This is a genomic window from Pseudomonas serboccidentalis (assembly GCF_028830055.1).
GTDB lineage: Bacteria > Pseudomonadota > Gammaproteobacteria > Pseudomonadales > Pseudomonadaceae > Aquipseudomonas > Aquipseudomonas serboccidentalis.
The window spans coordinates 3,376,568-3,391,868 of sequence record NZ_CP101655.1; the positions used below are offsets into that span (position 1 = coordinate 3,376,568).

15 protein-coding genes are annotated in these 15,301 nt (G+C 61.3%); 5 read left to right on the top strand and 10 right to left on the bottom strand.

Going from position 1 to position 15,301, the window contains the following annotated elements; translation table 11 throughout:
* Positions 1-176: 176 nt before the first annotated feature.
* Positions 177-1,496, top strand: a complete 1,320-nt coding sequence (locus tag NN484_RS15315; RefSeq protein ID WP_127648335.1) for an MFS transporter — start codon at positions 177-179, stop codon at positions 1,494-1,496.
* A 138-nt stretch (positions 1,497-1,634) separates the two neighbouring features.
* On the opposite strand, the gene NN484_RS15320 is transcribed toward NN484_RS15315, so the two are convergent.
* The gene (locus NN484_RS15320) at positions 1,635-2,384 is read right to left on the bottom strand and encodes a COG4705 family protein (RefSeq protein WP_127648334.1); all 750 of its coding nucleotides are present in this window, start codon (positions 2,382-2,384) and stop codon (positions 1,635-1,637) included.
* A gap of 340 nt (positions 2,385-2,724) precedes the next feature.
* Between NN484_RS15320 and NN484_RS15325 the strand changes: the two genes are divergently transcribed.
* Complete coding sequence (locus NN484_RS15325; protein ID WP_086791830.1) at positions 2,725-3,000, top strand: hypothetical protein; 276 nt, start codon at positions 2,725-2,727, stop codon at positions 2,998-3,000.
* A 243-nt stretch (positions 3,001-3,243) separates the two neighbouring features.
* Entirely contained in the window at positions 3,244-3,873 is a 630-nt protein-coding gene (locus NN484_RS15330; RefSeq protein WP_095136994.1) for a flavin reductase family protein, read from the top strand.
* A gap of 6 nt (positions 3,874-3,879) precedes the next feature.
* On the opposite strand, the gene NN484_RS15335 is transcribed toward NN484_RS15330, so the two are convergent.
* A complete protein-coding gene (locus NN484_RS15335) occupies positions 3,880-4,122 on the bottom strand; it encodes a hypothetical protein (protein ID WP_127648332.1) in 243 nt (80 codons plus the stop codon).
* A gap of 43 nt (positions 4,123-4,165) precedes the next feature.
* Complete coding sequence (locus tag NN484_RS15340) at positions 4,166-4,519, bottom strand: antibiotic biosynthesis monooxygenase family protein (protein WP_274657433.1); 354 nt, start codon at positions 4,517-4,519, stop codon at positions 4,166-4,168.
* 397 nt (positions 4,520-4,916) lie between these two features.
* Here NN484_RS15340 and NN484_RS15345 point away from each other — a divergent pair, with 397 nt between their 5' ends.
* Complete coding sequence (locus NN484_RS15345; RefSeq protein ID WP_215502938.1) at positions 4,917-5,846, top strand: AraC family transcriptional regulator; 930 nt, start codon at positions 4,917-4,919, stop codon at positions 5,844-5,846.
* Positions 5,847-5,971: 125 nt separating this feature from the next.
* On the opposite strand, the gene NN484_RS15350 is transcribed toward NN484_RS15345, so the two are convergent.
* The 6 genes from NN484_RS15350 to NN484_RS15375 all read right to left on the bottom strand — a co-directional run bounded on the left by NN484_RS15350 (position 5,972) and on the right by NN484_RS15375 (position 13,357).
* Positions 5,972-7,027: an ABC transporter ATP-binding protein gene (locus NN484_RS15350; protein ID WP_127648329.1), complete on the bottom strand. Its 1,056-nt coding sequence runs from the start codon at positions 7,025-7,027 to the stop codon at positions 5,972-5,974.
* Positions 7,028-7,040: 13 nt separating this feature from the next.
* Positions 7,041-7,889 carry an ABC transporter permease gene (locus tag NN484_RS15355; RefSeq protein ID WP_127648328.1) on the bottom strand — a complete coding sequence of 283 codons (849 nt, stop codon included), beginning with the start codon at positions 7,887-7,889 and terminating at the stop codon, positions 7,041-7,043.
* Positions 7,886-8,794 (bottom strand): ABC transporter permease, encoded by a 909-nt coding sequence (locus NN484_RS15360; RefSeq protein WP_127648327.1) that lies wholly within the window; start codon positions 8,792-8,794, stop codon positions 7,886-7,888. Before NN484_RS15360 ends, NN484_RS15355 begins: the two co-directional genes overlap by 4 nt.
* A gap of 156 nt (positions 8,795-8,950) precedes the next feature.
* The gene (locus NN484_RS15365) at positions 8,951-10,054 is read right to left on the bottom strand and encodes an ABC transporter substrate-binding protein (RefSeq protein WP_027612490.1); all 1,104 of its coding nucleotides are present in this window, start codon (positions 10,052-10,054) and stop codon (positions 8,951-8,953) included.
* 217 nt (positions 10,055-10,271) lie between these two features.
* Positions 10,272-11,720: an aldehyde dehydrogenase family protein gene (locus tag NN484_RS15370; protein WP_274657434.1), complete on the bottom strand. Its 1,449-nt coding sequence runs from the start codon at positions 11,718-11,720 to the stop codon at positions 10,272-10,274.
* Complete coding sequence (locus NN484_RS15375; RefSeq protein ID WP_274657435.1) at positions 11,720-13,357, bottom strand: 5-guanidino-2-oxopentanoate decarboxylase; 1,638 nt, start codon at positions 13,355-13,357, stop codon at positions 11,720-11,722. The genes NN484_RS15370 and NN484_RS15375 overlap by 1 nt, the downstream gene beginning before the upstream one ends.
* A gap of 229 nt (positions 13,358-13,586) precedes the next feature.
* Here NN484_RS15375 and NN484_RS15380 point away from each other — a divergent pair, with 229 nt between their 5' ends.
* Complete coding sequence (locus NN484_RS15380) at positions 13,587-14,468, top strand: LysR substrate-binding domain-containing protein (protein ID WP_127648324.1); 882 nt, start codon at positions 13,587-13,589, stop codon at positions 14,466-14,468.
* Positions 14,469-14,577: 109 nt separating this feature from the next.
* On the opposite strand, the gene NN484_RS15385 is transcribed toward NN484_RS15380, so the two are convergent.
* On the bottom strand, positions 14,578-15,192 hold the full coding sequence (locus NN484_RS15385) for an NAD(P)-dependent oxidoreductase (RefSeq protein ID WP_127648323.1): 615 nt from the start codon (positions 15,190-15,192) through the stop codon (positions 14,578-14,580).
* Between the last annotated feature and the right edge of the window lie 109 nt (positions 15,193-15,301).

Here is a 15,301-nt window from a genome sequence, read left to right on the forward strand (position 1 = left end):
CGATCTTTTAAGCGATTTTCCGCTCAATCAAATCAAACAATAAGCGGATTTCCGCTCATTCAATCTTGCCACCCCCTCTAAACCGGCCCTCTCCCCGTTGGCACAGCTCCTGCTATAGCCCCAGCAGGCTGCGTTTTAACGCGCTCCACAAAAACAATTAAACGAAGGATCCTTCAATGGATAACTCCAACGCCCTGCCCCTTGGGTCGGCTGCCGCGCCCGCCAAAGCAAGAACCACCGCCAGCCGGATCAAATCGATTTTCAGCGGTTCTGTCGGCAACATGGTCGAGTGGTACGACTGGTACGTCTACGCCGCCTTCTCGCTGTACTTCGCCAAGACCTTCTTCCCCGCCGGTTCCACCACCGCCCAACTGATGAACACCGCCGCGATCTTCGCCGTAGGTTTCCTGATGCGCCCGATCGGTGGCTGGCTGATGGGTCTGTACGCGGACAAGGTCGGTCGCAAGAAAGCCTTGATGGCCTCGGTTTATTTGATGTGCTTCGGCTCGCTGCTGATCGCTCTGAGCCCGAACTACGAAACCATCGGCATCGGCGCGCCGATCCTGCTGGTGTTCGCGCGACTGCTGCAAGGCCTGTCAGTCGGCGGCGAGTACGGCACCTCGGCCACCTACCTCTCGGAGATGGCGACCAAGGAACGTCGCGGCTTCTTCTCCAGCTTCCAGTACGTGACCCTGATCTCCGGCCAGCTCATCGCGCTGGGCGTACTGATCGTGCTGCAGAACATGCTGACCACTGAGCAGCTGTACGCGTGGGGCTGGCGTATTCCGTTCGCCATCGGCGCACTGTGCGCCATCGTCGCGCTGTACCTGCGTCGCGGCATGGAAGAAACCGAGTCGTTCACCAAGAAAGAGAAGTCCAAGGAAAGCGCGATGCGCACCTTGATGCGCCACCCGAAAGAACTGCTGACCGTGGTCGGCCTGACCATGGGCGGTACGCTGGCGTTCTACACCTACACCACCTACATGCAGAAATACCTGGTGAACACCGTCGGCATGAGCATCTCCGACTCGACCACCATTTCTGCCGCCACGCTGTTCCTGTTCATGTGCCTGCAACCGATCATCGGTGGCCTGTCCGATAAAATCGGTCGTCGCCCGATCCTGATCGCCTTCGGCGTGCTCGGGACGATCTTCACCGTGCCGATCCTGATGACCCTGCACACCATCCAGAGCTGGTGGGGCGCGTTCTTCCTGATCATGGCGGCACTGATCATCGTCAGCGGCTACACCTCGATCAACGCCGTGGTGAAGGCCGAGCTGTTCCCGACCGAAATCCGCGCGCTGGGCGTCGGCCTGCCGTACGCACTGACCGTGTCGATCTTCGGCGGTACCGCCGAATACATCGCGCTGTGGTTCAAGAGCATCGGCATGGAAACCGGTTACTACTGGTACGTGACCGCGTGCATCGCGGTGTCGCTGCTGGTGTACATCACCATGAAAGACACGCAGAAACACTCGCGGATCGTGACTGACTGATCGTGTTCATGCAGCCACTGCAACGGTGGCTGTGATGGCCCCTTCGCGAGCAAGCTCGCTCCCACATTGGAACTGTGATCAACACAAATCCCCTGTGGGAGCGAGCTTGCTCGCGAATACGGGCAACGCGGTATCAGGTCAAACGGCAATCTGCGGCTTGCCATAGCGTTTCTGCACATACGACGCACCGACAATCATCACCAGCAGAATCCCCGCCAGCACTGCCGACGAGCCGATGGTGCCGAAGTCCAGACCACCCTTCTCATGAGTTTTGGTCATCAAGTCGCCCAGGGTCGCACCGAACGGCCGGGTCAGCACGAACGCTACCCAGAACAGCAGCACAGTCGAAATCTTCGTGAAGTATTTGAGCGCCACGACCACGGCAATGGTCGAGCCGATCAGCAGTGCGCCACCGGCAAAGCCCAGGCCCGAATCATCGGCCAGGTAGTCGCCCAGCGCGGTGCCCAGGGTGTTGGAAAACAGAATCGCCATCCAGTAGAACATCTCGCCCCGCAAGGTCTGCACCTTGTTGACGTTCAGCGAATCGCCGCTCAGGCGCCAGGCCGCGAAGATCGCCAGCAGAATCGCAATCAGGATCATCGACCCGGTGGCGTAACCCAGTTCGAGGGTGCGGTCCATGAAGTCGGACATGGTGGTGCCGGCGGTGCTGGTGGACAGAATCACGATCCAGTACAGCAGCGGCTTGTAGGTCCTGGCCATCAATTGGGTGATCAGCGTCAGCACGAATACGCTGATCAGGATCAGCGAGCTGAGGGCGTACCCGACGTTGAGGGTCATCGACAGCAAATCCCCCGCGGTTTCCCCCAGGGTCGTCGCGCAGATTTTCATGACCCAGAACGCCAGGGTGATTTGAGGCAGTTTATTCATCGCAAGCAAAGCTCCAGTGTGAGACGGCCGTTTCTTGGTTTTCTGGCCGTGGGCAGACTGGCGTTGCGCCGGTGAAAAACCGGTCGGCAACAGATGAAAAATCTGTCATGTCGCCAAAACAGCGATTAATCCCCTATTAATGCTGCCCTTGCATCCTGCCAATACCTGATCGATTACCTGCGCGGCGTTCGCTCCCGACAGTGGAAGCCCATCAGTGCGCTGCCCTTAATATCAAGTTAATCGATTGCTTTTAGCATTATTTTGCACTTTTTAATCAATTTAGTTGGCGTAGCATTAAACCCAAGCAAGACACATCGCCAACCCATCTGGAGTCACCCACATGAAAACCAAACTGATCCTCGCCCTGACCCTGTCTGTACTGGCTGCCAACACCTTCGCTGCCGATGGCTCGGACAAAACCAAATCGGCCGACTTCATTTCCGGCGCCAGCGCCGCCATCGAAACCAGCCACTCGGGCACTTACGCCGCTGACGGTTTCGATAAAACCAACATCGGCAAAACCGTTGCTGCCGATGGCTTCGACAAAACCGGTACCGCCAACGCCATCGCGGCTGATGGCTTCGACAAAACCGGTACTGCTGCAGCCATCAGCTGAATCTCAGCGGTTCTTCCACAGCCCGGCTTCGGCCGGGCTTAGTCATTTCTGGGGCATCACAAACATTCCCTGTAGGAGTGAGCCTGCTCGCGATAGGGTCATACCAGTCAATGCATTGGGTGACTGTTACACCGCTATCGCGAGCAGGCTCACTCCTACAGGGGATCAGCGTTTGACTGGAAATACGCGGTGCGCTCTTACACTATGGCGTCTTTCAAAACGCCCTCTTCAGGAACCCCAGCCATGTCCGATGACATCCATTTCTACGAACCCGCCAACGGCCACGGCCTGCCCCACGATCCGTTCAACGCCATCGTCGGCCCGCGCCCCATCGGCTGGATCTCTTCGCAGGATGCTCACGGCCGGCTTAATCTTGCGCCTTACAGCTTCTTCAACGCGTTCAACTACATTCCGCCGATCATTGGTTTTTCCAGCGTCGGGCGCAAAGACAGCCTGAACAACATCGAGCAGACCGGCGAATTTGTCTGGAACCTCGCCACCCGGCCGCTGGCTGAGCAGATGAACCAGAGCTGCGCCATGGTCGCGCCTGAGGTCAACGAGTTTGAATTGGCCGGACTGACGCCCGTGGCGTCGAAGGTGATTGCAGTGCCACGGGTGGCCGAAAGCCCGGTGTCCTTCGAGTGCAAGGTCACGCAGATCATTCAGTTGCAGCGCGCCGATGGCGAAACCGTGCCGAGCTGGCTGATTCTCGGCGAAGTGGTCGCCGTGCACATCGCCAAGTGGCTGTTGAAGGACGGCATCTACGACACCGCCGCGGCAGAACCGATTCTGCGCGGCGGCGGGCCGGCGGATTATTTCCAGTTGGGGCCAGAGGCCTTGTTCAAGATGTGGCGCCCGGGCGCCGGCAAATAAGCGCAGTTACCAGATCAGCTCGGCGTCATCAGTGACGCCCTGCAGACGGTCCAGCTCTTGGGTAGCCGCGTCATCGGCAGCGATGGCGCCGGGGAAAACCTGATCACCCAGCAGTTTGTGAAAGCGCGGCGCACCGCCATCGACCAGGGCCTTGACCGCGATTGCCGCGTGATAACCCTTGTTGCCGCCCAACTCGACGGGGACGATTGCGGAGACTGCTTCGAAGTGTTCGAACTCTTTACGTGCCATGGCACACATCCTGGCTCAGACGAATAAGCCGGACATTAAACCCTCAACCGGCGAGTTTGTGTATCGGTGCCGGGCATTGACCGAGGGCCTGTGCCGCCGACACCTCTTTGAAAGTGTGAAAATCCAGGCTGTTGACCACCAGGTCCTGGACCAATTCGGAAAAAATCTGCATCGACGAACTGTTGAAATACGCGGTCATCGCCTGCTGATGGCTCCAGAAACCGGAGACCAGCCACAAGTCCGGATCACACTGCGAATGCTGCAGGGCAAAGTTCAGGCAACCGGGGGCGCTGCGCGACGGTTCGATCAAGGCACTGAGGCGTACACCCAGTTCGGCGGAGCGTCCGGCGCGCGCTCGAACGAAGGCCATATGACTGACGGGAATCTGCTTGGACATGTTCAACCCTCCCAGGGAGTCGCGTGGCAGCCGGGGGACGGGCTGCGACAGGATCAAAGGTTAAGGGCCGGGCGCAAGGTGCCGTTAGTCGATTCCTGTCGCTGCGTTGCACAATCCTGCGAGAGTTGTCTGAACGCCTGTAACAACCTGCAAACTTGCGTAACACGGCTGTCATATGCGTTTTGTGTAGGAGCTGCCGAAGGCTGCGATCTTTTGATTTTGCCTTGAAGATCAATAGATCGCAGCCTTCGGCCGCTCCTACAAGGTTGAGTGGCGGCAGGTGCGAAATCATCCCGATGCAGAATCAGGCAAGCATTTGACAGAATGTGTCTACCGCTTGCGCTTGCACAAACTTAAGCTCTGCTCCATTCCAGATCCCTTGCCGAGGATGCCGTGCATGACGTCATTCGATCGTTTCCAAGCCCCGCCCGATGCCGACATGGAAAAACAGCGCGCAGAACTGGCGGCGATCATTCGCCGTAACACCACGGACGACGGCAGTTATCAGACCGCCGTCGGCTCGCTGTTCATGTCGCGCCACACTAAATCCCACGACTTCGCCCCGGTGCTGGCGCAACCGGCGCTGTGCATCATGGCGCAGGGACGCAAAGAGGTGCGGCTGGCGGATGAGTACTTCAACTATGACCCGTTGAATTACCTGGTGGTCTCAGTCTCGATGCCGCTCAGCGGACGCGTTGTGAATGTCTCGCCGCAGGATCCGATCCTCGCTGTGCGCCTGGACATCGACCCGGCCGAAATCACCGCATTGATCGCCGACGCCGGCCCCATGGGCGTGCCGACCCGGCCGACCGGGCGAGGCCTGTATGTCGAGCAGATCGACAGCGCGATGCTCGATGCGGTACTGCGCCTGGCGCGGCTGCTCGACACGCCGAAAGACATCGCCATGCTCGCGCCGCTGATCCGCCGGGAAATTCTCTATCGCCTGCTGCGCAGTCCGCAGGGCCATCGTTTGTATGAGATTGCGATTGCCAACAGCCAGAGCCACCGCATCAGCCAGGCGATCAAATGGCTCAACGGCAACTTCGAACAGCCGTTGCGCATCGATGATCTGGCCAAGGAAGTGAACCTCAGCGTCTCGACCCTGCATCACCGCTTCAAGGCGATGACCGCGATGAGTCCTCTGCAATATCAGAAGCAATTGCGCCTGCAGGAAGCGCGACGCCTGATGCTGGCCGAAGGGCTGGAAGCGTCGGCGGCGGGGTATCGGGTGGGGTATGAAAGCCCATCGCAGTTCAGCCGCGAGTACAGCCGCTTGTTTGGGGCGCCGCCGTTAAGGGATCTGGCGCGGTTGCGGCAGTCGGTCTGATCCGAAATCTGCGGTGAGGCTTATGGCCCTATCGCGAGCAGGCTCACTCCTACAGTTGGAATGCGTTCCCCTGTAGGAGTGAGCCTGCTCGCGATAGCGTCGGCAAGGCCAACATCAAATCCGGATCAAACCCCCAACACCCGACACGCCTCCACCGGCAACGTCACCGACACCGGATGCCCGATCCCCAAACCAATCCCCTGACACGGCGTACTCAACGCGGTGAACGTCACCCCGGAACACTCCACCGTGGTCTCGATGGTCGCGCCGATATCGCGCACGAACGTCACCTTGCCGAGCAAGCGATTGCCCGCCGTCGCCTGCGGCGCGGACAGTTGCAAGTCTTCCGGACGAATCAGCATTTTTACCTTCTGCCCCACCACAATGCTGCTGCAGATCGGCACTTGCAGCGCATCGCCGCCCGGCAGACTGACCTTGCCGTCGCCCAGCACCGTGGCCGGGAAAATGTTGCCCGAGCCGATGAAGTCGGCGACGAACTCGTTGGCCGGGTGCCGGTAGATTTCAATTGGCGTACCGACCTGTTGCACCTTGTGTTCGCCCAACACCACGACGATGTCGGCCATGGTCATGGCTTCGCGCTGGTCGTGGGTGACCATGATCGTGGTGATGTTCAAGCGCTGTTGCAGTTGGCGAATCTCCACCTGCATCGACTCGCGCAGCTTGGCGTCGAGCGCCGACAGCGGTTCGTCGAGCAAAAGAATTTTCGGCCGCGAGGCAATGGCCCGGGCAATCGCCACCCGCTGCCGCTGCCCACCGGAAAGCTTCGCCACCGGCCGATTGATCATCGCTTGCAGCTGGATCAACTCCAGCAATTCCACCACCCGCGCCTGCTGCTCGGTTTTGCTCACGCCGCGCAGTTTCAGCGGATAGGCGATGTTCTCGCCGACGGTCATGTGTGGGAACAGCGCCAGCGACTGGAACACCATGCCAAAGTTGCGCAGGTGCGCCGGGGTGTGGCCGATGTCCTCGCCGTCCAGGCGAATCTCGCCGCCGGTGAGGGTTTCCAGCCCGGCGATCATCCGCAGCAAAGTGGTTTTGCCGCAGCCCGACGGGCCGAGAAAACACACCAGTTTGCCTTCCGGCAAATGCAGGTTGACGTCTTGTACCGCGCACGCCGAGCCGTAGAATTTCTCGACGTTTTCCAGAATCAGACCAGTCATGTTGCACCTCAAATCAAAAGGAAACGCCGCCCTCGCCCACCAGCTTCTCCAGCGCCCAGATCAGGACGAAGTCGATCAGCACGATCAGCACGGCAAACGAGAACACGGTAGGGTCGAGCGATGACACGGTGCGGCTGTACATCCAGATCGGCACGGTCATGACGTCGATGGTGTAGAGGAAATAGGTCACGGTGAATTCGTTGAACGAGACGATGAACGCCAGCAGCATCCCCGCCAGAATCCCCGACTTCATCAACGGCACCACCACGTCGACAATCGCCCGCAGCGGCGAGGCACCGAGCATTCGCGCCGCTTCTTCGACTTCGCTGCCGATGGAGAGCATCGCCGCGGTGCAGTTTTTCACCACGAACGGCAGCGCCAGAATCACGTGGGCAATCACCAGCCGCGAGGTGGTCAGGTGAAACGGCAAGCTGTCGAACACCAGCAGCAATGCCAGGCCCAGCACCACCATCGGAAACACCAGCGGCAGCGACATCAGTTGCAACGCCACCGCTTTGCCACGGAACTCGCAGCGGGTCAGAGCATAGGCGGCGGGCACCGCGATCAGCGTGGCGAAGACCATGGTCAGACACGACACCAGCAAGCTGGTGGCCATGGCCTGGCCGAGGCTCAACACATCACTGGCGTCCGGCGAAACGAAAGTGTGCCAGGCCGCCTTGTACCATTGCAGGCTGTAGCTGCTCGGCGGGAAGTCGAGGTTCGACGCACCGCTGAACGACATCACGATCATGGTCAGGATCGGCAACACCGCCAGCAGCAGAATGACCCCGGAGAGGATCCCGGCAAACTTGCCGGTGTCGCCGGGCAGCAGCGCCATGCGCTTCTTGGTCAGGGTACTCATTGCGAAGCCTCCAGCAGGCGCCGACGACGGCCAGTGATGTATTCGGACAGGGTCATGATCGCCAGCGTGGTGACGATCAGCACCACCCCGGCCGCCGACGCGGCGGGCCAGTTCATCAGCGGCGCGATCTGGTCATGCACCATCACCGCGAGCATCGGCACACGGCGGCCACCGAGCAGCAACGGCACGACGAAACTGCTGGCGTTGTAGGCGAACACCAGCGTCGCCCCGGTGATGATCCCCGGCAGACTCATCGGCAACACCACCTGACGGAACACCTGAAAACGACTGGCGCCCAGCGTTGCTGCCGCCTCTTCGTAGGTGCGCGCGACGCCGCGCATGGCGCTGGCAATCGGCAACACGGCCAGCGGAAACGCGGTCTGCACCAGGCCCATCAGCACACCGTTCTGGTTGTACAGCAACATGATCGGGCGCTTGATCAGGCCCAGGCCCATCAGCGTCTGGTTGAGCATCCCGCCCGGACCGAGGATCACCAGCCAGCCGTAGCTTTGCAGCAGCAGGTTGACCAGCAGCGGCAACAGCACCGCCGCAAGGAAAATCCGCCGCACGAACGGCGAGGTCAGCCGCGACATGGTGTACGCCACCGGGATCGCCAGCAGCACGGCGATCACTGCGCTGATCAACGCCAGACGCAGGGTCAGCAGCAGGGATTTCAGGTAATAGGGTTCGAGCAATTGCGCGTAACTGGCGAGGCTGAACCCGCTCCACTCCGCGCCTTTGGTGCCGACGCTCATGCGCAGCACCAGCAGGCTGGCGGCGATCAGCACACCGAGAAACAGCATCGACGGCGTGAGGAAAAACCACGCCCGGGCGGTCGGCGAAATACCGCGCGCCGGGCGCACGTCACTGGCGCCGACCGGTTGGGTCAGGGATTGATGTTCCATAGCAATGATCTCGTCAATGGAAAGCCAAACAACACATCCCTGTAGGAGCTGCCGAAGGCTGCAATCTTTTGATCTTGCTGTTGATCCTCATCTGCTCAGAGAAGATCAAAGGCAAAAGATCGCAGCCTTCGGCAGCTCCTGCAGGGGGAGTTCGGGTCAGGAAGAAAAGATTTCCGTATAACGACGAATCCATTGGTCATGCACGGTCGCCAGGAAGGCGTTGTCGTGCATGATCGCCTTCTCGGCAATCTGCTCCGGCGTGAGGATGTACGGGCTCTTGCGCGCCTCGGCGGAGATGATCGCCTTGGCGTTGACCGGGCCGTTGAAGATGTCTTCGGCCATCTTGCCCTGCACCAGCGGGTCGAGGGAGTGGTCGATGAAGGCGTAGGCCAGATCGGTGTCGCCCGGACGGTTCTTCGGCATCACCGAAAGCATCAGGTCGGTGTAGAAACCTTCCTTCATGCCGAACGTGGCACCGAGGCCGTAGTTCGGATCGCGGATCTGCTTGGGGAAAAATGCCGGGGCGTATAAGCCGCCCATGTCCAGCGAACCGGTGCGGAACAGCTCGGCGATCTGGTTCGGGTTTTCACCCAGAGTGACCACGCGATCCTTCAGCTCGGCGAGTTTCTTGAAGCCCGGCTCGATGTTGTGTTCATCACCGCCGGCGAGTTTGGCGGCGATGATGATCAGGTCCATGGCCTCGGTCCAGTTCGGCGGCGGCAGGAAAATGTTCGGTGCCAGATCGGCGTCCCACAGCGCGGCGTAACTGTCCGGTGCTTGTTTGAGCGTGCGGGTGCTGTAGACCAGACTGTTGCACCACAGCAGGTAACCAATGCCGTGACCGTTGGCGCCTGTGCGGTATTTTTCCGGTACGTCGATCAGGTTGGGAATGCGGTTGAGGTCGGGTTTCTCCAGCAGTCCGGCGGCGGCCAGACCTTCGGCGCCGACCCCGGCCAGAGTGATGATGTCGTACTGCGGACGGTCACCGCCGGCCTTGAGTTTGGCGACCATTTCCGAGGTGCTACCGGTGCGGTCAGCGATGACTTTGGCGCCGGTCTTGGCCTCGAACGTGGCGGCGATGTTGCGCAATGCAGCGAGGCCGGTGTCATCCGACCAGGTCAGCAGGCGCAGGGTCTTGCCGGCAAAGCGCGTGTCGCTGGCACTGGCCCGGATGAAGGGCATGCTCAGGGCCGCCGCCGCTACCGAGGCGACGCCGACGGTTTTAATGAATTGACGCCTGTTCAGATCATGCTCGCCCATGACGGACTCCCTTTGTTCTTTTAAGTATGAGGTTGGTCGCAACCGTTGCATCCGCGCGGCCGGATCCGCTGAAGGCCTTGTTTTCAAAGGCCTGCAGCGCTGCCGACGGGTTCATCCTGAGGTCGTGCAATACACCTGACTATCGATAAAAACTCATCGAAGCCATGACACCGGCGCATGCCTCGTTGCGAGGCATGCGTTCACCGTTTTCGGGCGTTCAGAGCGCCCGGATCACGTGTTTGATTTCCTGAAACGCGGCCAGGCCCCACGGCCCCAATTCGCGGCCGATGCTGCTCTGCTTGTAGCCGCCCCACGCCGTCTGCGGGAAGATCACTTGCGGCGCGTTGAGCCACACAAGCCCCGCGTGCAGGGCGTTGGCGACCCGGTCGGCAGCCTCGGCGTTACGCGTCACCACACTGGCGACCAGCCCGAACTGACTGTCGTTGGCCAGGGCAATCGCCTCGGCCTCGCTGCTGAAACGGCGCACGCACAGCACCGGGCCGAAAATCTCTTCGCACCACAGCGCACTGTCGAGGGGCACGTCGGTGAACACGGTGGGCTGCAAAAAATAGCCGCGCGGCAGATCCGCCGGACGATTGCCACCACACACCAGCTTCGCTCCGGCACTCAAACCCCGGTCGATGTGGCCGAGCACCCGCTGGTATTGCGCCTGGTTGACCAGTGCGCCCATCTCCACGTCCGGGTCGAACGGGTCAGCCACGCGAATCGCTTGCGCGCGTTTTTGCAGACGCTCAAGAAATTCATCGGCCAGCTCATCGGCGACCAGCACCCGACTGGTGGCCGAGCACATCTGCCCGGCGTTGAAGAAGCCGCCGCCGCAGGCCAGCTCGACCGCCAGTTCCAGATCGGCATCGTCGAGCACCAGCAGCGAGGATTTGCCGCCCAGTTCCAGGCTCACGCCTTTCACGGTTTCCGCGGCGCGTTGCATCACCTGCACGCCGACAGCGTTGCTGCCGGTGAAGGAAATCTTGGCGATGCGCGGGTCAGCCGAGAGTGGCGCACCGACCGCCAGACCGGTGCCGCAGACCAGGTTGAACACACCTTTGGGCAGGCCGGACTCGGCGATGATCGCCGCCAGTTCCAGCTCCGGCAGTGGCGTGACTTCCGACGGTTTGAGCACCACACAGCAGCCGGTGGCCAGCGCCGGGGCGAGTTTCCACGCGGTGGTGACCATCGGGAAATTCCACGGCACGATCAGCCCGACCACACCGCACGGTTCGCGGCGCAGACGTGCGCTGAAATCGTCGCTGGGCAGCGCTACGTTGCTGTCGAGTTGTGCGTCGAGGCCTTCGGCCAATTCGGCGTAATACTCGAACGTGGCGATCACATCATCGACGTCGATGGCCGCTTCGAATTGCGGTTTGCCGTTGTTGCTCGACTGCAGCTTCATCAGGTGATCGCGACCATTGCGCACGCCGTTGGCGATGTTGCGCAGAATCGCGCCGCGCGCAGCGCCAGTGGTTTTCGACCAGTCCTTGAACGCTTCAGTGGCAGCACTCACAGCCAGGTTGACCGCGTGTTCATCTCCGCCATTGACCGTGGTCAGCAGCGCTTCGGTGGCCGGGTTGATCACCCGCAGGTGTTCGCGGCCGGCCGACCATTGGCCGTTTATGTACAGGCCGTCGAGTGTGGTTGGAAAACTCATCATTGGGCCACCGCCTGCATCCATTGGGTCTGGTCGATTTCGATCAGGGTCGGGCCCTGACGATCGGTGGCGGCACGTAGCGCGCTGCGCAGTTGCTCAACCGAGCTGATCGCTTCGGCGGCGCAACCCAGAGCCTTGGCAACGCCGATGAAGTCCGGGGTGTAGATGTCGACGCCGACCGGCTCGATGGCGCGGTTGACCATGTACTTCTTGATCTCTTCGTAACCCTGGTTATTCCACAGCAGGATGATCACCGGGGTACGCGCTTCGACGGCGCTGGCCAGCTCCGGCAGGGTGAACTGCAAGCCGCCGTCGCCGATCAGGCACACCACCGGCGGACGAGCGCCACGCTCGAGGCTGCCGCCGAGCCACGCGCCAATGGCCGCCGGCAAGGCGTAACCGAGGGTGCCGTAACCGGTGGACGAGTTGAACCAGCGGCGCGGACGTTCCGGGTTGAAGGTGAGGTTGCCGGTGTATACCGGTTGCGTGGAGTCGCCGACGAACACCGCCTCCGGCAACTCGTGCAGGACGGTTTCGAGGAAACGCGTCTGGGCCAGAGTCGGTGCGTCCCAGGATGCGGCCAGATCTTCACGCAAACGCGCAGCGCGCACCTGGCCCCAATCGTTGCGGCGCGCGGTCAGCGGTTTGTGCGACAAAGCACTGAGCAGTGCTTGTGCAGCGTTGCGCGAGTCGGCGACCAATGCCAGGTGCGGCGGATAATTGCGCACGGTCTGATCGGCGTCGATGTCGATGCGCAGCAGCTTGCCGGGGATCTCGAAACCGCCGGCGAAGGTCACGTCGTAATCGGTTTCAGCCAGTTCGGTGCCGATCGCCAGCACCACGTCGGCATCGGCCACCAGTGCGCGGGTCGCGACCAGGCTTTGCGTCGAACCGATCAGCAGTGGATGACTGGACGGCAGCATACCTTTGGCGTTGATGGTCAGCGCCACCGGGGCGTCGAGCAGTTCGGCCAGTTCGGTGAGTTCGGCGGCGGCATCGATGGCCCCGCCACCGGCGAGGATCAGCGGACGTTGGGCGCCGGCCAACAGTTCAGTCATGCGGCTCACAGCCGTCGGCGCCGCCCCGGCGCGGTCGATGTTGACCGGGATGCTGGCGAGCAGGTCATCGGCTTCCTCGACCAGCACGTCCAGCGGAATTTCGATGTGCACCGGACGCGGACGCCCGGCCTGGAACAGCGCGAAGGCCCGGGCCAGCACGCCCGGCAATTGCGCCGCCGACATCAGGGTGTGAGAGAACGCAGCGACGCCGCCGACCAGCGCGCTCTGGTTCGGCAGCTCGTGGAGCTTGCCGCGACCACCGCCCAACTGGCTGCGCGTCTGCACGCTGGAGATCACCAGCATCGGAATCGAATCGGCGTAGGCCTGGCCCATCGCGGTGGTGATGTTGGTCATGCCAGGGCCAGTGATGATGAAGCACACACCCGGTTTGCCGCTGGTGCGCGCATAGCCGTCGGCCATGAACCCAGCGCCCTGTTCATGCCGTGGGGTGACATGGTTGATGCTCGAACGGGCCAGTCCGCGATACAGCTCCACGGTATGCACCCCGGGAATGCCGAACACCTGCTCGACCCCATAATCCTCGAGTAACTTGACCAGTACTTCGCCACACGTCGCCATGTCGATTGCCCTTGTTGTTCATTTGAGACACAAGGCCTTTGTGTAGGAGTGAGCCTGCTCGCGATGGCGTCTTCGCATTCAACATTACGGTGACTGACACACCGCTATCGCGAGCAGGCTCACTCCTACAAAGGGCCCTTCAATGGGCTCATTGAACGGGCGGCAGGTAGCGGCAACAATCGATTAAAAGTCATACTAGCCATGTCCTCACGTCATACCTTGGATCCACATGAAACGACTGCCTCCCCTGCCCGCCCTGCACACGTTTCTGATCACCGCGCAGTGCTGCAACTTCACGCGGGCCGCCGAGCAGTTGCACATCACCCAAGGCGCGGTGAGCCGGCAGATCGCCGGGCTGGAGGATCATCTGGGTTATGAGTTGTTCATTCGCCGGGCCCGGGGCCTGGAGCTGACCGCCGAAGGGCGTGAATGGCTGCCACGGGTGGAGAAGGTCTTCGGCCTGATCAGCGAAGCCACCGAGCAGATTGGTCTGAAGCGCGAAACCCTGCAGCTCAAGGCGCCGAGCTGCGTGATGCGCTGGTTGGTGCCGCGCCTGCTGCAATGGCAAAAGGAACGCCCGGACGTGCCGGTCAAACTGACCACCACCCTGGCCCACGGCGTCGACTTTCAGCGCGAGCAGTTCGATGCCGCGGTGATCTACGGCACACCGCCGGACAACTCATCGACCGCCCTGCACCTGTTCGATGAGCAACTGACACCGGTGTGTTCGCCGGCCCTGCTGAAAGGCCCGCCAGCGCTGACCGAACCGGCCGACCTGCAACAGCATCTGCTGCTGCATCCGACCCGCGACACGCAGGACTGGACCGTGTGGCTGACCGCCGCTGAATTGCAGTTGAGCAACGTCAACATGGGCCAGCATTTCGAGACGCTGGATCAGGCGATGTCGATGGCGTCCCATGGGACGGGTGTGGCGATTGGCGACTGGTCGTTGATCGGCGATGACCTGCGCGCCGGGCGGCTGGTGATGCCGTTTGATTTGAAGGTGAAGACGGGGTTGGGGTACTTCGTGGTGATGCCGCAGGGTGGAGAGGCCTCGCCGCAGCTGGAGGAGTTGATGATCTGGCTGGTGGAGCAGGCGCATACCCGCTGAAACACACAAATACCCCGTAGGAGCTGCCGCAGGCTGCGATCTTTTGATCTTGTTTTAAGATCAAAAGATCGCAGCCTGCGGCAGCTCCTACAGGGATTGTGCTTACAGGTCAGTAGCCGACCGTAAACCGCTGCCGTGAATGCTTCGGCGTTTCCACTTCGTCGATCAGCGCAATCGCGTAATCGGCAAAGGTGATCCAACTGCGACCTTCTGCACTGAACAGCAAGTGATCCTTGCCGACACGGAAGGTGCCGGTGCGCTCACCTTCGACGAACTCGGCCGATGGCGACAGGAAGGTCCAGTCCAGCGCCTTCTCTTGACGCAGTGCATCGAGGAACGCCGCGCCAGCGCTGGCCTCGGCTTTGTACTCGGCGGGGAAACCTGCGCTGTCGATCACTCGGGTGTCGTCCGGCAGCAACAGCGAACCGGCGCCGCCGACCACCAACAGACGCTTCACACCTGCCTGCTTCACCGGCCCGACCACGGCGCTGGCGGGTACGGTGGCGAAATGCGCGGCGCTGATCACCACGTCGTGACCGGCCACTGCGGCTTGCAGCGCCGCCGCATCCAGCACATCGACATTCTTGCTGACCACACCGGCACGGCTGCCGATCTTCGAGGTATCGCGAGCGATCGCGGTGACGCTATGGCCGCGACGCAGGGCTTCTTCCAGCAGTTGGCTACCGGCACGGCCGGTGGCACCAATGATTGCGATCTTGCTCATGACATTCTCCAGTTGGCTTGAGAGTTTCAACGACGGCATAAATCTAATCTTGAAGCGGTATTCCCTGTGGCGAGGGAGCTTGCTCCCGTTGGAGGGCGAAGCACTCCCC